The sequence below is a fragment of the Methylobacterium sp. V23 genome, assembly GCF_002917135.1.
Lineage (GTDB): Bacteria > Pseudomonadota > Alphaproteobacteria > Rhizobiales > Beijerinckiaceae > Methylobacterium.
Genome location: NZ_PDHT01000009.1, coordinates 120358 through 141346 on the forward strand (window position 1 = coordinate 120358; position 20989 = coordinate 141346).

Annotated in this window: 19 protein-coding genes; 3 read left to right on the forward strand and 16 right to left on the reverse strand. The window is 70.5% G+C overall.

From position 1 onward, the window contains the following. Window positions 1–26: 26 nt before the first annotated feature. The 4 genes from CRT23_RS10935 to leuD form a co-directional block, all read right to left on the reverse strand. The gene (locus tag CRT23_RS10935) at window positions 27–950 is read right to left on the reverse strand and encodes an NAD-dependent epimerase/dehydratase family protein (RefSeq protein ID WP_103709692.1); all 924 of its coding nucleotides are present in this window, start codon (window positions 948–950) and stop codon (window positions 27–29) included. After that, window positions 935–1351, reverse strand: a complete 417-nt coding sequence (locus CRT23_RS10940) for a RidA family protein (RefSeq protein WP_103709693.1) — start codon at window positions 1349–1351, stop codon at window positions 935–937. The genes CRT23_RS10935 and CRT23_RS10940 overlap by 16 nt, the downstream gene beginning before the upstream one ends. Continuing rightward, window positions 1348–2553, reverse strand: coding sequence for a lytic murein transglycosylase (locus CRT23_RS10945; protein ID WP_103709694.1), 1206 nt, complete (start codon window positions 2551–2553; stop codon window positions 1348–1350). The genes CRT23_RS10940 and CRT23_RS10945 overlap by 4 nt, the downstream gene beginning before the upstream one ends. Before the next feature lie 169 nt (window positions 2554–2722). Beyond that, window positions 2723–3325 carry a 3-isopropylmalate dehydratase small subunit gene (leuD, locus tag CRT23_RS10950; protein ID WP_055957832.1) on the reverse strand — a complete coding sequence of 201 codons (603 nt, stop codon included), beginning with the start codon at window positions 3323–3325 and terminating at the stop codon, window positions 2723–2725. Between the two features lie 182 nt (window positions 3326–3507). Here leuD and CRT23_RS28450 point away from each other — a divergent pair, with 182 nt between their 5' ends. Then, on the forward strand, window positions 3508–3675 hold the full coding sequence (locus tag CRT23_RS28450; RefSeq protein ID WP_181017318.1) for a hypothetical protein: 168 nt from the start codon (window positions 3508–3510) through the stop codon (window positions 3673–3675). A gap of 83 nt (window positions 3676–3758) precedes the next feature. Here the strand turns inward: CRT23_RS28450 and ccrA are convergent, their stop codons facing one another. Next, window positions 3759–5036 carry a crotonyl-CoA carboxylase/reductase gene (gene ccrA, locus CRT23_RS10955; RefSeq protein ID WP_055957829.1) on the reverse strand — a complete coding sequence of 426 codons (1278 nt, stop codon included), beginning with the start codon at window positions 5034–5036 and terminating at the stop codon, window positions 3759–3761. A gap of 595 nt (window positions 5037–5631) precedes the next feature. Between ccrA and CRT23_RS10960 the strand changes: the two genes are divergently transcribed. Then, window positions 5632–7698: a protein meaA gene (locus tag CRT23_RS10960; protein WP_055957826.1), complete on the forward strand. Its 2067-nt coding sequence runs from the start codon at window positions 5632–5634 to the stop codon at window positions 7696–7698. Window positions 7699–7810: 112 nt separating this feature from the next. Here the strand turns inward: CRT23_RS10960 and CRT23_RS10965 are convergent, their stop codons facing one another. From CRT23_RS10965 to CRT23_RS11010, 10 genes are all read right to left on the reverse strand, one after another. Then, window positions 7811–8986, reverse strand: coding sequence for an MFS transporter (locus CRT23_RS10965; RefSeq protein ID WP_245436130.1), 1176 nt, complete (start codon window positions 8984–8986; stop codon window positions 7811–7813). After that, window positions 8983–10659, reverse strand: a complete 1677-nt coding sequence (lnt, locus tag CRT23_RS10970) for an apolipoprotein N-acyltransferase (protein ID WP_103709695.1) — start codon at window positions 10657–10659, stop codon at window positions 8983–8985. The genes CRT23_RS10965 and lnt overlap by 4 nt, the downstream gene beginning before the upstream one ends. A gap of 10 nt (window positions 10660–10669) precedes the next feature. Then, complete coding sequence (locus tag CRT23_RS10975) at window positions 10670–11782, reverse strand: hemolysin family protein (protein WP_103709696.1); 1113 nt, start codon at window positions 11780–11782, stop codon at window positions 10670–10672. Window positions 11783–11830: 48 nt separating this feature from the next. Continuing rightward, window positions 11831–12361: an rRNA maturation RNase YbeY gene (ybeY, locus tag CRT23_RS10980; RefSeq protein WP_103709697.1), complete on the reverse strand. Its 531-nt coding sequence runs from the start codon at window positions 12359–12361 to the stop codon at window positions 11831–11833. Beyond that, on the reverse strand, window positions 12358–13467 hold the full coding sequence (locus tag CRT23_RS10985) for a PhoH family protein (RefSeq protein WP_055958148.1): 1110 nt from the start codon (window positions 13465–13467) through the stop codon (window positions 12358–12360). The genes ybeY and CRT23_RS10985 overlap by 4 nt, the downstream gene beginning before the upstream one ends. A gap of 148 nt (window positions 13468–13615) precedes the next feature. Beyond that, window positions 13616–14956 (reverse strand): tRNA (N6-isopentenyl adenosine(37)-C2)-methylthiotransferase MiaB, encoded by a 1341-nt coding sequence (gene miaB / locus CRT23_RS10990; RefSeq protein WP_103709698.1) that lies wholly within the window; start codon window positions 14954–14956, stop codon window positions 13616–13618. Next, window positions 14953–15885: a lysophospholipid acyltransferase family protein gene (locus CRT23_RS10995; RefSeq protein WP_103709699.1), complete on the reverse strand. Its 933-nt coding sequence runs from the start codon at window positions 15883–15885 to the stop codon at window positions 14953–14955. The genes miaB and CRT23_RS10995 overlap by 4 nt, the downstream gene beginning before the upstream one ends. A gap of 27 nt (window positions 15886–15912) precedes the next feature. Then, complete coding sequence (locus CRT23_RS11000; protein WP_103709700.1) at window positions 15913–16434, reverse strand: GNAT family N-acetyltransferase; 522 nt, start codon at window positions 16432–16434, stop codon at window positions 15913–15915. Further along, window positions 16431–17108: a tRNA (adenosine(37)-N6)-threonylcarbamoyltransferase complex dimerization subunit type 1 TsaB gene (gene tsaB, locus CRT23_RS11005; RefSeq protein WP_103709701.1), complete on the reverse strand. Its 678-nt coding sequence runs from the start codon at window positions 17106–17108 to the stop codon at window positions 16431–16433. The genes CRT23_RS11000 and tsaB overlap by 4 nt, the downstream gene beginning before the upstream one ends. Window positions 17109–17268: 160 nt before the next feature. Further along, a complete protein-coding gene (locus tag CRT23_RS11010; RefSeq protein WP_055957800.1) occupies window positions 17269–17835 on the reverse strand; it encodes a NifU family protein in 567 nt (188 codons plus the stop codon). Between the two features lie 270 nt (window positions 17836–18105). Between CRT23_RS11010 and rplS the strand changes: the two genes are divergently transcribed. Next, window positions 18106–18561, forward strand: coding sequence for a 50S ribosomal protein L19 (rplS, locus tag CRT23_RS11015; RefSeq protein ID WP_055957797.1), 456 nt, complete (start codon window positions 18106–18108; stop codon window positions 18559–18561). Between the two features lie 117 nt (window positions 18562–18678). Here rplS and CRT23_RS11020 read toward each other — a convergent pair whose 3' ends face one another. Then, window positions 18679–20694, reverse strand: coding sequence for an EAL domain-containing protein (locus tag CRT23_RS11020; protein WP_181017319.1), 2016 nt, complete (start codon window positions 20692–20694; stop codon window positions 18679–18681). Window positions 20695–20989: the final 295 nt, after the last annotated feature.

Sequence of the window (20989 nt, forward strand, 5' to 3'; positions counted from 1 at the left end):
GCCCGGCCGGCGATGCCGGGCCTTCGTCAGGCCTGGCTGTGGGCGAAGCGTTCGAGACCCTCGCGGGCCGTGCTTACGGGCCGCCATCCCAGGGTCGCCAGCCCCTCCGCGTGCGCGACGAGGCTGGTGGAGAGGCGGGCATACGCGCGCTCCTGTCCTGCGAGCCGGCAGGCGAGTGCGAGCAGCGCGGACGGCGCGGGCAGGAGTCCGGCGCGCCGTCCGAAGCCGGCGCGCAGGGCCGTCACCATCTCGGCCGGGGTGAGCGGATCGGGCTCGGCCACGATGAGCGGGCGGCGCAAGGGACCGGGCGCCGCAAGCACCACGGCGACCGCCTGGGCCAGCGATTCCACCGAGACGAGAGAGCGCCGAGCCCCGAGGCTCGCGAAGGGAAGCGGCGCGGCAGAGCGGGCCAGTTGCAGCAGGGTCGCGACATTGCCCGTCACGCCGGCGCCGTAAACCAGGACGGGGCGAAGGGCGACCCAGTCGAGCCCGGTCTCTGCCAGGGCTCCCTCGGCCGCGAGCTTGGAGCGCCCGTAAGCCTCGGTCGGGGCCGGCAGATCGGACTCCGTGACGAGTCCGGGCGCCGAGATCCCGGTTTGCGCCCGGATGGAGGACAGGAAGACGAAGCGCTGGACCCGGGCGCGGACGGCCGCCTCGGCGAGACGCAGGGTCGCCTCGGTGTTCGACGCGCGGAAATCGTCCTCAGGCGTGCCCGACATGGTCAGCGACAAGCCCGCGGAATGCACCACCGCGTCGACGCCCGCGAGGGCCGCCGCCATGTTCATCGGCCGGGTCAGGTCGCCGACGACGGCGCTGCTCGCGCCCTCCGGAACCTCCACGGGACGGCGGAGCAGGACGCGCACCCGGAACCCATGCCGCGACAGGCTTTGCAGCAGGTGCCGCCCGATGAAGCCCGTGGCACCGGTCAGTGCGATCAGCGGTCCACCCATGGGACGAACCCTCCTGACGGCAGCAGCGCCGTGACCTCGATCTCGACCTTCATTTCGGGACGCAACAGACCGGCGACGATGACGAGCGTGGCGGCGGGCCGGATCCCGCCCAGAACCCGGCCGCAGACCGCGAGAACCGCTTCGGCCTCCGTGCGATCCGTGACGTAGTAGGTCGCCCGCACGATCTCCGCGAGCCCGGTCCCGGCCTGTGCCAGGACGTCACCGATGGTCCGCCAGCAGGCCTCGGCCTGCTCGGTGGCCGAGACCGGCAGCGTCATCGCGGCGTAGTCGTAGCCGGTGGTGCCGGCCACGAAGACGAAGCCGCCCTGCACCACGGCGCGCGAATAGCCGTAGGCCGCTTCGAACGGCGAGCCGGAGCTGATCAGGCGCCGTGCGCTCATCCGCGCCGGAGGGCTTCCAGGACCTTGGCCCCGGGCCGACCGGTGGCCGGCATGCCGAGGCTGCGCTCGACTTCCTTGATGGCGTCGCGGGTCTTGGAACCGACCTTGCCGTCCGGCTCGCCGACATCGAAGCCGCGCTTGGTGAGGCGGGCCTGAAGGTCGCGGCGCTCGGCCCGCGACAGCGGCGGATCGTCGGTGGGCCAGTCGGCCTGGATGCCGCCCCGCCCGCGCAGACGGTCGGACAGCACCGCGATGGCGAGGCCGTAGGATTCGGCCGCGTTGTAGGAGTAGAGCGCGTCGAAGTTCTTCGTCACCAGGAAGGCCGGGCCGTCGATGCCGGCCGGAAGCAGGATGCCGGCCGGACCGTCGCCCGAGAGGGGACGGCCGTCGACGCGGGTGACGCCCAGCGAGGCCCAGTGGGCAATCGCCTTCTTGTTCTTGCGACCCGCCGCGCCGGCGTTGAAGCCGCGCGGCACCTTCACCTCGTAGCCCCAGGGCTGGCCGTTGTTCCACTTGGCCACCCGCAGGAAGTTCGCCGTGGAGGCCACGGCGTCCGGCACCGAATCGACCAGGTCGCGGCGCCCGTCGCCGTCGCCGTCGACGGCGAGGCGCTGATAGGTGGTGGGCATGAACTGCGTCTGCCCGAAGGCGCCGGCCCAGGACCCGTTCAGGCGGGAGGGATCGATATCGCCGCGCTCGATGATCTTCAGGGTGGCCATCAGCTCGCCCTTGAAGAACTCCTTCCGGCGATGGTTGGCACAGATCAGGGTGGCGAAGGACTGCACCAGCGGCATCTTGCCGAGGTTCTTCCCGAAGTTCGATTCGACGCCCCAGACCGCCGCGATGGTGTGCCGGTCGACGCCGTAGCGCGCCTCGGCATTGGCCAGGGCCTGCGCGTGCTGGCGCATGGCGGCCTTGCCGTCGTCGACGCGCTCCTCGTCCACGAGGGCGGCCATGTAGTCCCAGATCGGCGTCTTGAACTCGGGCTGCGCCTGGCTGAGCTCGAGGACCTTCTCGTCGTAGGTGATCCCAGCCGTCGCGGCCCGGAAGGTCTGGGCCGAGATGCCCTGCGCGGCGGCCTGCGCCTGCAGGCTTCCGAGGCAGTCCTGGAAGTCGGCCTGGGCCGGGGCGCAGATCGCCAGGAGGGCCGCGGCCACTCCGCCGGAGAGGGTCGCCGTCTTGCCCGATCGGCCGAATGCCATCGTGTTCTCCGCCAATGCGTTCGTCGAAACCGTGATCGCCGATTCAGGCGATACCGGGGTTAACGAACGGTTGAGGCCGGCACCGAATGACCGGAACGCCCGACGCACAAATCCGACTGCCCCGTGCCCGACCCTCGGAATCGGGCGGGAGAGCCGGCGTCGATCGCGCTCAGGCGAACCCGCGCGCCGCGAGCTTCTCCTCGTAGGCGTCGATGGCCGGAGCGCGCTTCAGGGTCAGGCCGATCTCGTCGAGGCCGTTGAGGAGGCTCTCCTTGCGGCCGGAATCGATCTCGAAGTGCAGGGTGCCGCCGTCCGGGCCCTTGATGGTCTGGGCCTCCAGATCCACCGACAGGGTCGCGTTGGAGCCGCGCTCCGCATCCTCGAACAGCTTCTCCAGATCCTCGGGGGAGACTGTGATCGCCAGGATGCCGTTCTTGGCGCAGTTGTTGAAGAAGATGTCGGCGAAGCTCGTGGAGATGACGCAGCGGATACCGAAATCGGTCAGGGCCCAGGGCGCATGCTCGCGCGACGAGCCGCAGCCGAAGTTGTCGCCGACCACGAGGATCCTGGCGTTGCGGTAGGCCGGCTTGTTCAGCACGAAGTCCGGGTTCTCCGAGCCGTCGTCGCGGTAGCGCATCTCGGAGAACAGGCCCTTGCCGAGACCCGTCCGCTTGATCGTCTTGAGGTACTGCTTCGGGATGATCCGGTCGGTGTCGACGTTGATGATCCGCATGGGCGCCGCGACGCCCTCCAGGGTGGTGAACTTGTCCATGATGGTCGCCGTGGTCCGTGAACGTCGTGCCTGACGGCCGACCCGCTCGGGCGGGCGACCGGTCGCTTCGGCACCGGTCTATCAGGCTGCGGAACGCGCCGGAAGCCGGGCGACCAGTCCCACGTCTCGCGATCGTCGCGCATCGCGCCTATGCTGAGGGTCGCGCACGACAGGGGGCAGCGATGGCCGAGACGACCAACCAGTTCAAGAAGGCGCCCAAGCGCAAAAAAGAGAAAGCGCGCTCGGTGACGGTGTCACCCGAGATGCGCCAAGCCTACGCGGATCTGATCAAGCAGAAGGAAGAGCGCGAGGAATACGCAAAACACCTGCCCTCCGAAAAGGGCAGGTGAGCGAGACGAGCCGGCGAAGGCTGCTTCGCGCCCGCCCTCCGAGAAGGGCAGGCCATCGTCGAGACGGGAAAGGCGCCGAACGCCTAGCGCTTTCCAGCCTCGATCACGTCCTCGACCGTGCGCAAGCCGGCGCGGGGGGCGTTGACGAGGCAGGCCATGTTGCCGGGGGCGTGCTGGTTCTTCCACATCTTGGTGTGGGCCTGGGGGATCTTCTCCCAGGGGAAGACCTCGCTCATGCACGGATCGATGCGCTGGTCGAGGACGAACTGGTTGGCGGCGGAGGCCTGCTTCAGGTGGGCGAAGTGCGAGCCCTGGATGCGCTTCTGGCGCATCCAGACGTAGCGGGCGTCGAAGGTGATATTGAAGCCGGTGGTGCCGGCACAGAACACGATCATGCCGCCGCGCTTGGCCACCAGGGTCGAGACCGGGAAGGTCGACTCGCCCGGGTGCTCGAACACGATGTCGACGTCGTTGCCCTTGCCAGTGATGTCCCAGATCGCCTTGCCGAACTTGCGGGCTTCCTTGAGCCAGGTGTTGTACTCGGGCGAGTTGACCTTGGGCAGCTGGCCCCAGCAGTCGAACTCCTTGCGGTTGATCACGCCCTTGGCGCCGAGGCTCATGACGTAGTCGCGCTTGGTGTCGTCCGAGATCACCGCGATGGCGTTGGCACCCGAGGCCGCGCAGAGCTGCACGGCGAAGACGCCGAGGCCGCCCGAGGCGCCCCAGACGAGGACGTTCTGGCCCGGGCGCACGGTGTGCGGGGCGTGGCCGAACAGCATGCGGTAGGCGGTGGCGAGGGTGAGCGTGTAGCAGGCCGCCTCCTCCCAGGTCAGGTGCTTGGGGCGCACCATGAGCTGGCGCGACTGCACCCGGCAGAACTGGGCGAAGGAGCCGTCGCCGGTCTCATAGCCCCAGATGCGCTGGGAGGGCGAGAACATCGGGTCGCCGCCGTTGCACTCCTCGTCGTCGCCGTCGTCGCGGTTGCAGTGAACGATGACCTCGTCGCCGACCTTCCAGCGCTTCACCTTGGCGCCGACCTTCCAGACGATGCCGGAGGCATCCGAGCCGGCGATGTGGTACTCGCCCTTGTGCACGTCGAAGGGCGAGATCGGCTCGCCGAGGCCGGCCCAGACGCCGTTGTAGTTCACGCCGGCGGCCATGACGTAGACCAGCACCTCGTCGTCGCCGATGTCCCAGACGGGCAGCACCTCGAGCTGATGCGACTGCTCGGGCGGTCCATGGCGCTCGCGCCGAATGGCCCAGGCATACATCTTCGCCGGCACGTGCCCGAGGGGCGGCACTTCGCCCATCTCGTACAGGTCCTTCAGTTCCGTCGTGCTCGATGCAGCGCTCGCGGCCATCTTGGCTCTCCCCATCACTTCTTGTGCTGCTCGCTATATCGGCGAACCGAGAGCCGTCCAAGAGCCCGAACGGCCAAGAATCTTTTCGACTGAGGCCAAGAAACCTTCACGTCCCCAAGAACAAGCCGCCGCTTGAGCCGGCTCGATCCTGTATTCAATATTATCGTGACGGAGCGGGCCTTTAGCGCCCGTCGTACACAGGCTGATCTGCCTGCGGCCCGCCGCGTCTCGATCGCCGCTCGGCCGTGGCCCCGCGCACCAGGCCGCGCACTGGCTTGTACCAATGTCCAATCCTTCGCGGTGTCCTGGAGCCGCCCGACCCGCTCAGGGGCGCCGATGTTGTCCACAGGTCGCTTGGCGCTCACCCCGTGAAGGCCGAACAGCCGACCGGGAATCCCCGCGGGCACCCCCCTGCGCGGCACGTTTGCGTGAGTTTGCGGCGTCGGCGAAAGCGCGAAGAGCGGGGCCGCCCCGGATGTTCTTTGGTGCTGATGACGTGGCGAACGCGCTTCGCTAGGGTGCGCCGCAAGTGATCGACAGCAGTCAAAAGCAATTTGAGATCACATCAAATTCAGTCTTGAGGGAGTGTTCCGGGATGAGCGGACAGGCAGCGGTCGCCGAGACCAAGCGCGACAAGCCGTGGATCATCCGCACCTATGCGGGTCATTCCAACGCCAAGGAGTCGAACGCGCTCTACCGCGGCAACCTGGCCAAGGGACAGACCGGCCTCTCGGTGGCCTTCGACCTGCCGACCCAGACCGGTTACGACCCCGACCACGAGCTCGCCCGGGGCGAGGTCGGCAAGGTCGGCGTCTCGATCGCGCATCTCGGCGACATGCGGACCCTGTTCGAGCAGATTCCGCTGCAGCAGATGAACACCTCGATGACGATCAACGCCACGGCGCCGTGGCTGCTGTCGCTCTATCTCGCGGTGGCCGAGGAGCAGGGCGCGCCGTTCGCGGGCCTGCAGGGCACCACCCAGAACGACATCATCAAGGAATACCTCTCGCGGGGCACCTACGTGTTCCCGCCCGCGCCGTCCCTCCGGCTGACCAAGGACGTGATCCTGTTCACGACCAAGGAAGTGCCGAAGTGGAATCCGATGAACGTCTGTTCCTACCACCTGCAGGAGGCCGGGGCGACGCCGGTGCAGGAGCTGTCCTACGCGTTGGCCATCGCCATCGCGGTGCTCGACACCGTGCGCGACGATCCCGATTTCGACGCGGCGAGCTTCGCCGACGTGTTCAGCCGGATCTCGTTCTTCGTGAATGCCGGCATGCGGTTCGTCACCGAGATCTGCAAGATGCGGGCGTTCTCCGAACTGTGGGATGAGATCGCCCAGGAGCGCTACGGCATCACCGATCCGAAGAAGCGCATCTTCCGCTACGGCGTCCAGGTGAATTCGCTCGGCCTGACGGAGCAGCAACCCGAGAACAACGTCCACCGCATCCTGATCGAGATGCTGGCCGTGACCCTGTCGAAGCGCGCCCGCGCCCGCGCCGTGCAGCTGCCGGCATGGAACGAGGCGCTCGGCCTGCCGCGACCCTGGGACCAGCAATGGTCGATGCGCATGCAGCAGATCCTCGCCTTCGAGACCGACCTGCTGGAATACGACGACATCTTCGACGGCTCGAAGGTCATCGACGCCAAGGTCGAGGCCCTGAAGGCCGAGACCCGCAAGGCCCTGGAGGAGATCGGCGGCATCGGCGGTGCCGTGGCGGCGGTGGAGACCGGAGCCCTCAAGCGCGCGCTGGTGGAATCCAACGCCAAGCGCATCTCCGCCATTGAGGCCGGCGACCAGGTCGTGGTGGGCGTCAACAAGTTCCAGGCCGGGGAGCCCTCCCCGCTCACCGCCGGCGAGGGCGCCATCTTCACCGTGTCCGAGACCGTCGAGATGGAGGCCGAGCAGCGCATCCGCGAGTGGCGTTCCAAGCGCGACGGCCAGGCGGTAGAAAAGGCCCTCGACGCGCTCGAGGCCGCGGCGCGCTCCGGCGCCAACATCATGCCGGTCTCGATCGCGGCGGCGAAGGCCGGCGTCACCACCGGCGAGTGGGGCGAACGCCTGCGCCAGGTCTTCGGCGAGTACCGCGCCCCCACCGGCGTCACCCTGGAGACGATCTCCTCGGGGGCGGCGCAGGACGCCAAGCTCCTGATCGCCGATCTCGGCGAGCGCCTCGGCGAGACCCCGAAGCTGGTGGTCGGCAAGCCCGGCCTCGACGGCCATTCCAACGGTGCCGAGCAGATCGCGCTCCGCGCCCGCGATGTCGGCTTCGACGTGACCTACGACGGCATTCGGCAGACCCCGGCCGAGATCGTGGCCAAGGCCAAGGCCACCGGCGCCCACGTGGTCGGGCTTTCGATCCTCTCCGGCAGCCACGTGCCGCTGGTGCGCGACGTCCGGGCGAAGATGCGCGAGGCCGGCCTCGATCACATCCCGCTCGTGGTCGGCGGCATCATCTCGCCCGACGACGAGCTGGTGCTCAAGAACATGGGCGTCACGGCGGTCTACACCCCGAAGGACTACGTCCTCGACACCATCATGGTGGGCATCGCCAAGGTGGTGGAGCGCGCCCTCGACAAGCGCGCCGCCGAGCAGGCCGACGCCAAGGCCGGCATCGCCGGGGCGACGCCGCGCAGCGACACGGCCGAGAAGGTGTTCTGACGCGACGTACGCCCATCGCCCGCGCTCCCGAGGGCGCGGGCGATGGGCTTCGGGCGAGCATGGCGCCGGCCGCGACCGCCTGCGTCGGTTGGGGTCGGGCGGTGCCCTGCCCTCAGGCCGGGCCCACGAAGCGGTCGCGCCCGGCGCCGAGGCTGCACAGGAACGCGCAGGCGGCGATGGCGCAGAACAGGGCCGTCGAGGCCGCCCAACGGCCCGTCAGGTCGTGCGCCAGCCCGAAGCCGAGAGGCCCGAGGGAGGCCACCGTGTAGCCGACGCTCTGGGACATCGCCGCGAGGCTGCCGGCCGTGGCCGGGTCGCGGGCGCGCAGGACGATGATGGTGAGGCCGAGGCCGAACAGGCCGCCGAGGCCGGCACCCAGCAGCATGCCGACCGGCAGCGCCCAGGCGAGCGGGCCATAGACCAGGGCGACGAGGGCCAGGGTGCAGAGGGCGAGAAGGCCCGCGGCGAAGCCGCGCTGGTCGCGGACCCGGGCCGCGAAGGACGGCACCAGGAGCGCCGCCGGCGCCTGCCCGATGCTCATCAGCGAGGACACGAAGCCGGCTTCCACCGCGCTCAGCCCGCGATCGTGCAGCACCAGGGGCAGCCAGCCGAACATGATGTAGGCCAGGGACGATTGCAGGCCCATGAAGCCGGTGACCTGCCAGGCGAGCCGGTCGCGCCACAGGGAAATCCGCCGCGCCGCGCCGGGTGCGGTCTCGGGCGCCCGGGCGAAGGGCGCCCAGGCGAGGGTGGCCACGAGGGCGGGCACGGCCCAGAGGGCGAGCGCGGCGGGCCAGCCGCCGAGGCCGTCAGCAAGCGGGACCGACAGGCCCGCGCCCGCCGCGGCGCCGAGGCAGAGCACCATGGTGTAGAGGCCGGTGACGACACCCGTCAGGCCCGGAAAGTCGCGCTTGACCAGGCCCGGCAGCAGCACCCCCGAGAGGCCGATGCCCAGGGCGGCGAGGCAGGCCCCGACGAAGAGCGGCCCCAGCCCCCCGAGGCCGCGCAGGCCGGAGCCGAGGGCGACGACCGCCACGGCGAGGAGCACGCCGCGATCGGAGCCGAGGCGCCGCATCACCCAGGGGCCGACGGTGCAGGCGAGGCCGATACAGAGCACCGGAAGCGTGGTGAGCAGGGCGGCCCCGGCGGCGCTGAGCCCCGTCTCCGCCCGGATGCGCTCCAGGAGCGGGCCGACGGTCGTCAGGGCCGGGCGCATGTTGAAGGCGACCAGCATGATGCCGAGACCGAGGAGGATCGGCCGGGCCGTGACCGGCAGGGTGGTCTTCACGCGCTTCGCCGCCGTGCCGCCAGGAGGGTGAGGAAGGTCCCGACCCAGACCAGACCGAAGGGCAGGTCGCCGAGGCGGGCATAGAGGGTCCGTCCCGGGAGGCGCTCCGGAAGATCGGCGTCGAGGACGCCCTCCACGCCGAGGGGCAGGCTGGCGGTGATCCGGCCATGGGCGTCGATCACGGCCGAGATGCCGGTATTGGCGTCGCGGACCAGGGGCAGCCCCTCCTCCACGGCGCGCAGGCGCGCCTGGGCGAGGTGCTGGCGCGGCCCCGGCGTATCGCCGAACCAGGCGTCGTTGGTCAGGTTCAGGATCAGGCCCGGCACCGGCGGCGGACCATTCGGGCTCGCCCCCGGAACGATGGCGCCCGGAAAGATCGCCTCGTAGCAGATCGTCGCCGCCACCGGCGGCAGGCCCGGCACGGTCATGATCCGCTGGGTCGCCCGGTCCCCCGCCGTGAAGCCTCCCGGGATCGAGACGAACTGCCGGATGTGCAGGGCCCGCAGGGTCGCGTCGAGGGGGGCCGGCAGGTACTCGCCGAAGGGCACGAGGTGCACCTTGTCGTAGATGTCGCCGAATTTCGGACCGGCCGAGATCGTCAGGATGCTGTTGAAGAAGCGCGGCCGTTCGTCGCCCACCGGGACCTCGGCCCGGGCCGCGCCGGTGATGAGCTGCTTGCCCGGGGGAAAGGCGGCGGCAACCCGGGCCAGGGCCTCGGGATCGCGCTGAATCAGGAACGGGAAGGCGGATTCCGGCCAGATCACGTGGGTGACGTCGGCGATGCCGGTGCGGTCGGGCGCGGCGGCGCGGTCGCTGAGTTCGAGGTAGCGGTCGAGGATGTCCTGGCGGTTCTCCGGCCGGAACTTGGCGTCCTGGTTCAGGTTCGGCTGGACGAGGCGCAGGCGCACGCCCTGGACCAGCGGATCCGCGGCGGCCGGCACCCGCTGGGCGCCGTAGCCGGCGAGCCCGGCGAGGGCGAGGCCGGCGAGTCCGAGGGGAAGGTAGCGGCTGGACCAGCTATGGGCGGTCGCCAGGGTCGCGGGGGCGGCCGCCACGAGGATCGCCAGGAAGGTCAGGCCGTAGAGCCCAGCCACGGCCGCGCCCTGCATCAGCCAGAGGTTCTGGCCCAGGGCCATGCCCAGGGTGTTCCAGGGAAAGCCGGTGAAGAGATGCCCGCGCAGCCACTCGCAGGCGGAGAGGCCGAGGGCGAAGCCGACGAGGCGCAGCGCACCCCGCGTCCAGAGCAGGCGGGCCAGCGCGAAGCCGAAGGCGTAGAACAGCGCCAGCACCGCCGGCAGGCCGACGACGCCGAGGGGCAGGGCCCAGAGAAATTCCTCGGCCTCCACCAGGAAGGCGGAGCCGAGCCACCACAGGCCTGCGGTGAGATAGCCGAAGCCCCAGGCCCAGCCGATGACCGCGCTGGCCAGCACCGCACCGCGCGTGGCCCTGCGCCCCGTGGCGGCCCCGTCGACGAGCCAGACGGCGACGCTCAGGGAGACCACGAGGGCGGGAAACAGCCCGAAGGGCGGCATGGCGAGGGCGCCGAGGGCGCCGGAGGCCATCGCGATGCCGATGCGGCGCCAGCCGGCGCTGAGCATGACCCAGTGGGCCAGGGCGGCGAGCGGTCCCGTCGCCGGACCGCGCCCGGCGCGGTCCGCGGGGATCGAGGTCATGCCGGCTCCGTCACGCGGCGGGTGATTCGGATGCGGGCTTCGGCGCCGGCAGGGCCAGGGGCACTACGGCGGTGATGCGGGCGTCGCCGCGATGAAGGCGCAGGCGCTTCACCCGGCGTGGATCGGCGTCGAGCACCTCGAACTCGAGGTCGCCCGGCCCGCTGATGAGCTCGCCCCGGGAGGGCACCCGCCCGGCCAGGGTCACGATCAGGCCGCCGATGGTGTCGATCTCCTCGGCCATCTCCCCGACGGCCGCCACGAGATCGACGCCGCTGGCAGCCGAGACCTCGGCCAGGCCGGCCCGGGCATCGGCCACGAAGACGTCGCCCTCGCCGTCGACGCGCTGGACGAGATGTCCCTCGGCGACGTCGTGCTCGTCCTCGATGTCGCCCACCACCACCTCGATCAGGTCCTCGATGGAGATGAGGCCGTCGGTGCCGCCGTACTCGTCGATGACGAGGGCCATGTGGGTGCGCGTCGCCTGCATCCGCACCAGGAGATCGATGGCCGGCATCGAGGGCGGCACGAACAGCACGGGGCGCTGGATGCGGGTGGCGGCCAGGGTGGCCGACAGGTCGACATTGGCGAGGTTGAGGGTGCGCAGGGCCCGCGTGCCCCGGCGCGCCCGGGGCGGCAGCACGGGCGCGCCGTCGCCGTCGCTGGAGGGGGCCGCGGGCGGCGGGCGGCGGCTGCCCGCCTCGGCCCGGGCGGCGATATGATCGACGAAGTCGCGGATGTGGACCATGCCGCGGGGGTCGTCGAGGGTCTCGCCGTAGACCGGCAGGCGCGAATGCCCGGCCGTCCGGAACAGCTTCAGGAGGTCGCCGAGGCTGGTCTCCATCGACACCGCGACGATGTCGGCCCGGGGGATCATCACGTCGTCGACCCGCACCTTGTGCAGGCCGAGGACGTTCTTGAGCATGGCGCGTTCGAGGGGCGAGAACGCGTTCTCGCCGGTGTCGGGCTCGGCCAGCGCGTCCTCGATGTCGTCGCGCAGCGAATCGCGGGGACGAAGATGGAAGACGTGCAGGAGGCGGTCGTACCAGGGCTCGCGGGCCTGGCTCTCACCGTCGCCGGAACTGGGCGCGGCCTGGGCCGCGCCGCGACTTCGATCGTTTGTCATGTCTCTCTGATCTGGAGTGTCGGGCGGGGTCGCCGCTCGTGGTGCCGTTCACGCGGCAGGCGGTTCTGCCGGCGGGAGGTCGGGCGCATAGGGGTCGGGAACGCCGAGGGTGCGGAGGGCCGCGACCTCGAGGGCCTCCATCGCGTCGGCATCCGCCTCGCCGGTCTCGTGGTCCTGACCAAGGAGGTGAAGGGTGCCATGGACGAGGAGATGGGCCAGATGGTCGCTGAGCGGCTTCGACTGCTCCGCACTTTCGCGCAGCATCGTGTCATACGCAAGAACCACGTCGCCGAGGGGCACCGGCATCCCCGCATGGGCGGGTTGCGCCGGCGCGGGGAAGGACAGCACGTTGGTGGGCTTGTCCTTGCCGCGCCAGGTCCGGTTGAGGTCCTGGACTACGGCGTCGGTCGCCAGCAGGATGCTGATCTCGACGGGTCCTTCGGGGGGCTCCGGGGCCACCGCCAGGCCGGCCTCGACGGCGCGAATCACGAAGGCTTCGAGGTCGGGCGCGACGCCCTCCCAGCGCGGGTCCTCGATGGCCACGTCGATCTCCGCCGCGCAGGCGGGCGCCGTGCTCACGACAGCGGCCTCCGGCGCGAAACCGGACCGCGGTCGGCGTCGCCCTCCCCGTGGGACGCGGCCTCGTAGGCGGTGACGATGCGGCGGACGAGGTCGTGGCGCACCACGTCGACGTCCCGGAAGGTGATGCGGCCGATGCCCTCGACGCCGTCGAGGACGCGCACCGCCTCGACGAGGCCGGATTTCTGGCCCGGCGGCAGGTCGATCTGGCTCGGATCGCCGGTGATGATCATGCGGGAGTTCTCACCGAGGCGGGTGAGGAACATCTTCATCTGCATGGACGTGGTGTTCTGCGCCTCGTCGAGGAGCACCACGGCGTTGGTCAGGGTGCGGCCGCGCATGAAGGCGAGGGGTGCGATCTCGATCACGCCGGTCTGCAGGCCACGGTCGACGTGGCGCGCCTCCATGAAGTCGTAGAGGGCGTCGTAGATCGGCCTCAGGTAGGGATCGACCTTCTCGCGCATGTCGCCGGGGAGGAAGCCGAGGCGCTCGCCGGCCTCCACGGCAGGGCGCGACAGGATCAGGCGCTCGACATGCCCCTGCTCCAGCAGCGACACGGCGTAGCCCACGGCGAGCCAGGTCTTGCCGGTGCCGGCCGGCCCCTCGGCGAAGACCAGTTCGTGGCTGCGCAGGGCCTTGATGTAGGCGTCCTGCGCCGCGTTGCGGGCGCGCACCGCACCGCGCTTGCGGGTGGCGAGCTGGTCGAACACGGGCCGGTCGGGCTCGGCGCTGACCTCCGCGGCCGGGAACAGGTTGCCCTGCTGGGTCGTCTCGTGGATCGCCCCGTCCACGTCGCCGAGGGTCAGGGGCAACCCGCTCGCCTTCACCCGGGCATAGAGCCGCTCGAACACCTTGCGGGCCTTCTCGGCCGCCTCGACGCTGCCCTTGACCACGAGGTGGTTGCCGAGCGCGGTGGCGGTCACGGCGAGGCGCCGCTCGATATGGGCGACATTCTGGTCGTACTGGCCGAAGACGAGGCTCGCGAGCCGATTGTCGTCGAAGGTCAGGGAGACCTCCTCGGTCTCGACCAGGCCCCCGATCCGCGCCGCCGGGCCGCGCCCGCGCAACGCGCCACCGCGTCCACTCGACCCTTCAGATCCTGGCACGCCGTCGTCCTTCATTCGTTGCAGGGAGGTCCGCACCGGCCGTCCGTGGCCGCGCCGCATCGCAGACGATCCCGAGATGGGCTCCCGCGGCGCGCCGGACAGTGGCGGATCGGCGCGGCGTATCGACCGACGGGGCCGCCATGGGCCGTCAAGCCGCCGCCGCGGTGCCGCCGACGGCCTCGCCGAACAGGCTGTTGGAGCCGGCGCGGATCACCCGCACCGGCACCACCGTGCCGATGGTGGAGGTCGGCGCATCGAACTGGACCGGCAGGAGATGGGGCGTCTTGCCGGCGACCTGGCCGGGATGGCGGCCGGCCTTCTCGACCAGCACCTCGACCACGTGGCCGACCGCGGCGGCGTTGAAGGCGTGGCGCTGCGCGTCGAGCAGGGCCTGGAGCGCGGCGAGGCGCTCGGACTTCACGGCTTCCGGAACGGCATCGGCGCTGTCGGCCGCCGGAGTGCCGGGGCGCGGGCTGTACTTGAAGGAGAAGGCGCTGGCGAAGCCGATCTCGCGCACCAGCCGCATCGTGTCCTCGAACTCGGCCTCGGTCTCGCCCGGGAAGCCCACGATGAAATCCGAGGACAGGGCGATGTCGGGCCGGGCCGTGCGCACCCGCTCGATCAGGCGGCGATAGGCGTCGCCGGTGTGCTTGCGATTCATCGCCTTGAGCACCCGGTCGGAGCCCGACTGCACCGGCAGGTGCAGGTAGGGCATCAGCGCCGGCAGGCTGCCGTGGGCGGCGATCAGATTGTCGTCCATGTCGTTGGGATGGCTGGTGGTGTAGCGCAGGCGCAGGAGGCCGGGGATGCGCTCCAGGGCACGCATCAGCGCCGGCAGGGTCGCGCTGCCGCCGTCCGGACCGAGCCCGTGATAGGCGTTCACGTTCTGGCCGATCAGGGTGATCTCGCGGACGCCGCCGCGCACCAGCTTCTCGGCCTCGGCCCGGATCGCGTCCACGGAGCGCGAGACCTCGGCGCCGCGGGTATAGGGCACGACGCAGAAGGCGCAGAACTTGTCGCAACCCTCCTGCACGGTGAGGAACGCGGTCACCCCGTGGGTGCGGCGGGCCGGCAGGTGGTCGAACTTGTCCTCGACGGGAAACTCGGTGTCGACCACGCGCTTCGTGGCCGAGCGCGCCAGCAGATCCGGCAGGCGGTGATAGTTCTGCGGGCCGACCACCACGTCGACGGTGGGCGCGCGGGCCAGGATCTCGGCGCCCTCGGCCTGGGCGACGCAGCCCGCGACGACGATCCGGGTCTCGTGCCCGGCCTCCGCCCGCTCACCCTTGAGCACCCGCAGGCGGCCGAGCTCGGAATAGACCTTGTCGGCCGCCTTCTCGCGGATGTGGCAGGTGTTGAGGATGACGACATCCGCCTCCTCCACCGCGTCCGTCGCCGCGTAGCCCTCGGCGCCCAGCACGTCCGCCATGCGGGCGGCGTCGTAGGCGTTCATCTGGCAGCCGTAGGATTTGACGTAGGCTTTCTTCAACAGTCCGATTCCGGTGACAGCATTTCCGCGCCGCGCATAGCACGGTTCGCCTGCGGCGTCGCGATCCCTCGCTCCGGCAATGTGCCATCCTCGACGTCGGGGCGCATCCGGTGACCCGGCCAGACCGGCCCCAGGGGCGGCCGGCCCGTGACGCCGCGCTGGAGGGCGGCGCGGACCGAGGCCTCCGCGAGGGCGGTGGCCCGCTTGCGGTCGGTGCCGGCCTCGACGGCGATCGGTGCGCCCCAGACCACGTGGATATCGATGGGACCGCCGTCGAAGAAGGCGGCGAGATGGGGCGCCAGTTCCATGTCGCCGTACCAGGCGACATCGGGGCGTTCCTTGCGAACGAGCGGCAGGCCGTTGCGGCGGGGATAGGTGATGGCCAGGGGCTGCAGCCGGATGCGGGCGGGCCCCTCCCCCGCGACCGCGGCCCGGGCGGCGCCGACCAGGGAGGAGCGGAAGGGCAGCAGCCGGGTGCCGTCCCCGGTGGTGCCCTCGGCGAAGAGCACGATGAGGTCGCCGCGGGCGAGGCGCTGCGCCACCGTGGCGTTGACGTTGGCGGTGTCTGCTCGGCGCGCCCGGTCGATGAACACCGTGCGCTGCAGCCGCGCCAGGGTCCCGATCACCGGCCAGCCGGCGATCTCGGATTTCGCCACGAAGGAGAGCGGCCGCAGGGAGCCGAGGACGATGATGTCGAGCCAGGAGACGTGGTTCGACAACACGAGCGCGGGTTCGCCGGCCTCCGGCGGCGTGCCGCTCTGGGTCACGCGCAGGCCGAACAGCGCCACGAACACGCGGTGGAACAGCACGGGCATCCAGGCCGCGATGCGGCCGCGGCCGAAGCGGAGGCTGAGGAGGTGCGGCCCCACGATGACGAGGAACGCCACGGCGCAAAGCGCCAGGCGGCCATACGCGCCGAGGCGGGACATCGGCGGCCTAGCGCGTGCCGGCTGGCATCACGCCAGCACCGCCGTCATGGTGAGCGCCGTCGCCCGCGCGCCGTCGGCCCGGGTGTAGTACCCCGTCCGCTCGCCGACCTGCTGGAAGCCGTGGCGGGCGTAGAGCTTCAGCGCCGGCGCGTTGCCCTCGTCGACCTCGAGATGGACGGTCCGAATGCCGGACTGGACGAGGTGTTCGAGATGGGCGGCGATCAGCTTGTGCGAGAGGCCGCCCCCGCGCGCGGCCGGCGCCAGCACGACGGTGAGGATCTCGGCCTCGTCGGCCGCCCGTCGCGACAGGACGAAGCCCTGGATCGCGCCGTTCTTCCACAGGGCATGGGCCTCGGTGGAGCGCTCGCACAGCATGCGCTCGAACTCGTGCGCGTCCCAGGGGCGCGCGAAGGCGGTGGCGTGGATGCGCGCCAGGGCCCGCGCCTGGCCGGAATCCCGCAGCAGCGTGACGTAGGGTGCCGTGCCCCAGGCTTCCCACCAGGCGGACCAGACCTCGAAGGGCCAGAACGGCGTCAGCGAACGGGTCATCGGCGGGCGAGCCTCGCATGGTCTTGCGGCTGGGCGTCGGGACCGCGGAGATAGAGGGGACGCGCCAGCGCCTGGGCGGGGTCGGCGAGCATGCCGAGCGAGGCGACCCAGGCGATCTCGGCCGCTCCGGTGCCGGCCACCGCCGTGTTGAGCCCGCGCGCCTTCGCGGCCTGGGCAACCAGGGGCGCGCCGGAGCCGACCAGGGTGACGACGCCGTCGAGCATCGCCGCGGCTTCGACCACCGGAAGGTGGCTCGGCGGCACGACGATGCCGTCCGTCATGCTCATGGCCTGCAGGTAGACCGACCCGTGCCGGGCATCGATCGCGGCCACGATCAGGCCCTCGCCGTTCTGCGCGAGCAGCGGCGCGAGCAGGGCCGACAGGGTGGTGACGCCGACGACGGGGATGCCGGTGGCCAGGCCGATGGCCCGGGCCGCCGAGAGCCCGACCCGCAGGCCCGTGTAGCTTCCCGGCCCGACCGTGACCGCGACGCGGTCGAGGGCCTCGAAGCCGCCCTCGGCCCGGGCGACCACGCGCTCGATCATCGGCAGCAGCGCCTCCGCATGGCCGCGTCCGAGGATCATCGACTCGTGCGCGAGGAGATCGTCGGTCGAATCCGAGGCGATGCAGACGGAACAGGCGTCGAGCGCCGTGTCGATGGCGAGGATACGCAAACTCACTCCCGAACGTGCCACACACCCGGATCGCGCAGGGGCGCCCGGGGCCACGAGTTTAAGACAAAAACGGCCGCTCCGTCAGGGCGGAGCGGCCATCGTGAAGAGATTCGGGCGAACCTGTTGCGGCTTTGCGTCGGCCCGCCGGAATTCGGACGGGTCAGATCGCCTGGACTTCGCGGATTTCCGGCAGGAAGTGGCGGAACAGGTTCTGCACGCCGTTGCGCAGGGTCGCGGTGGAGGACGGGCAGCCCGAGCAGGCGCCCTTCATCTCCAGGTAGACCACGCCCTCCTTGTAGCCCCGGAAGGTGATGTCGCCGCCGTCGCCGGCCACCGCCGGGCGGACCCGGGTCTCGAGCAGGTCCTTGATGGTCTCGACCGTCTCGATGTCGGCCGGATCGAAGAACTCCTCGGCATCCTCGCTGCCGGCGACGTGGCCCTCGGCCAGGACCGGCGCACCGGACTGGAAGTGCTCCATGATCGCGCCGAGGACGGCCGGCTTCACCTGCGGCCAGAGGTTGTCGTCCTCGGCCTTGGTAACCGAGATGAAGTCGTGACCGAGATAGACCCCGCTGACGCCGGGCACGTCGAACAGGCGGCTCGCTAGGGGCGAGCGGGCGGCGGCGTCGGAATCACGCGCCTCGAAGGTGCCCTCGGGCAGGACGACGCGGCCCGGCAGGAACTTCAGGGTGGCGGGGTTCGGGGTGGCTTCGGTCTGGATGAACATGGTGGACAGGATCCTCGTCCGCTGCGCCGGTTCAAGGCCGGCCGGGAATGGCGGCGGACGTCGCCGCCGCTCTCCCCATGTGGACCGTGCGCGGGATTTTCTCAACCGCACCGGTTCGCGGGAGACGCGCCCGCGTGGATCGGCTGCCGGCTATTGGACAAGCGGCCGCACCTCGTGTATGGCCCGCCTCAATTCAAAACAGGATGCCGAAATCCTGACGCACGCGGTCCCATCCGGGGATCCCGGGCGCGCACCGGCAGGAACTTGACCATGAACATCATCCAGCAGCTCGAGCAGGAGCAGATCGCTTCGCTCGGCAAGACGATCCCCGATTTCCAGCCCGGCGACACGGTCACCGTGAACGTCAAGGTGAAGGAAGGCGAGCGCACCCGCGTGCAGGCCTACGAGGGCGTGTGCATCGCCCGCTCCGGCGGCGGCCTCAACGAGAGCTTCACCGTCCGCAAGATCTCCTACGGCGAGGGCGTCGAGCGCGTGTTCCCGCTCTACTCGCCGCTGATCGATTCGATCGCCGTTGTCCGCCGCGGCAAGGTGCGTCGCGCCAAGCTGTACTACCTGCGCGACCGTCGCGGGAAGTCCGCCCGTATCGTCGAGCGTGCCGATCGCCCCGCCGAGAAGGCCGCCAAGGCCGATGCCTCGAAGGCGAACAAGGATGCCCGGAAGGCCGAGAAGGCCGCCAAGAGCGCCGCGAAGACCGCCGCCGAGTAAGGCTGACGCGGCGCTAGATTGGCGCCGAGTCGGATCTGGGCGGCGCCCCGCGCGCCGGTCCCTCGCATCATCAGGCCCGCTCGCGCGATCGAGCGGGCCTTTTTTACGGGTCGACGATCAGGCCGCCGCGACCACCCGGCGCGCCGCGATCGTCCAACCGCCGGCCGCCCAGCCCTGCCGGGCGAGGCGTGCGACGAGATCGTTCCCGGTGATCCAGGCCAGGGCCTGCTGCGGCGGCATGGCCCGGGCGAAGTGGTAGCCCTGCACGGCCGGGCATCCGAGCTGGCGCAGCAGCTGGAACTGCGCCCGCGTCTCGACCCCCTCCGCCAGCACCTTGACCCCGAGGGTGCGGGCGAAGGCCAGGATGGCTTCCAGGAGCACTTGGTCCTGGGGCGTGTCGACGATCCGCTGGATGAAGCTCCGGTCGACCTTCAGGCTGTCGAAGCGCAGGTCGCGCAGCGATCCGATCGACGAATACGCCACCCCGAAATCATCGACGATGATGCCCACCCCCATGTCGACGAGGGCATCCACGTCCTTGCCGCCGCGCTCGTTCGAGTAGACCGCCTCTTCGGTGATCTCGAGGGCGATCCGGGTGGCGGACAGACGGTGGGCGGCCAGTTCCGCCGCCACCATCTCGGCGAGCGGATAGGCCCCGAACTCGGTGGGCGAGACGTTGACCGAGACCACGGCCGCGTCGTGACCGCCGCCTTCGAGGAGCTGCGCCATGCGACAGGACTGCCTCAGGATGGTCCGGGTCAGGTCCTGCGAGCGCCGGGTCGCGGCGGCGGCCGCGATCGCGTCCGGTGGCGAGATCCAGCCCAAAGCGGGGTGCTTCCAGCGCAGGAGCGCCTCGAATCCGATGACCCGCCCGGTGCTGCAGTCCAGCTGCGGCTGGAACCAGGCCTGGATCGCTCCGCTCTCCAGCGCCTCGGGAAGATCCCGCTCGATGACGTGACGCGCCTTCACCCGTGCGGCCATGGCCTCGCGGAAGGGCCGCCAAGTGCCGCGCCCCTCCGCCTTGGCGGCATAGAGGGCGAGATCCGCGTGGATCTGCAGGTCCATCCGGGTCCGACCGTCGCGGGGGTGGTGGGCGAGGCCCACGCTGGCACCCGCCTGCAGCGTCTGCCCGGAGGGCAGGAGAAGGCTCTCCAGGCCGGAGACCACCGCCTGCGCCAGGCACTCGCCTTCCGGATCGCCGGGACCGGCCGGAATCAGCGCCGCAAACTCGTCTCCACCCAGGCGGGCGACCACCGAACCTGGCCCGAGGATCCGGCGCAGCTTCGTCCCGACCTCCACCAGGATCGTATCGCCGACACCATGCCCGAACCGATCGTTGATCCGCTTGAAGCGGTCCAGGTCGATCATCATGATCCAGAACGTCGTCGTGTCGGGCGGGGCCAGACGGGCCTCAAAGGCCTCCCGATAGGCGGCGCGGTTGACGAGCCCGGTCAGGGGATCGTGCGTGGCCGAATGCGCGAGGCAGCGCATCGCATGTCCGGCCGCAACGTTCGCCGCCTTCAGCGACTCCGTGAGCGCGACCGCCTCGTAGGTCAGGCGTTTCGTCCGCAGGTAGTGCCGTTCCTGCTCGTTGGCGCAGTGGAGCAGGAGCGCCGTCAGCAGGATGAGGTTCACGGCGACGATCTGTGCGCCGAACGAGCGGTCGAGGAGGAAGAGCAGGATCAGGATCGTGAGGTTCGGCAGCACGAACGCGACGGCCGGCGCTCGGGCGAACTTGTTCTGGATGATCGCGCCGGCATTGACGCTCAGGAAGGCGAGGCCGGTCGAGATCGTGTAGGCCTGTCCGTAATAGGCGAGGCCAACGAGCGCCGCGGCCCAGCAGAGCCCCGACAGCAGGGCCCCGATCCAGCAAGAGGTCAGCACCCGGCCCGGCGCCGCGAGCGGCAGATCCGTCCGGAGCCAGACCCGGACGAGCAGGCCGCGGCCGGCATTGATCCCGGCATTCAGCGCGAGCAGGCCGAGGATCTGCGCATGAGGCACCAGGTGCCAGACCATGCCGGCCAGGGAGCACGACACGAAGAGGTTCGCGACCAGGGTCGCGTTCACACCGCGCAGGACGTCGCTGACCTGATCGCGCTCGATGCTCACGTCGACAGGTGGCGGGGCGGTCATGGTCGATGCCGATCTCAATCCGTTCGTTGGGCCGGCAACCGGAGGCCGCCCTCGCGTCATTGATCGTCGACACAGATGAAGAGAGGGTAAGATTTTTCGCGGACAACGCTCTAATTGGCGTCAAATCCGCCTGTTTCTCCAATCATCAAAGACTTCTGCTGTCAAAGTATTGCGTTGATCCAGCATTGGCCGGAAGAAGGTCTTGTGGCCACGGGCCCCGGTGACGGCGGTCTCCCGTCAGTCCCTCCCCCACTCCGACGCCGGCAAACCGAGAAGCCCGGCTCGCCGATGCGTT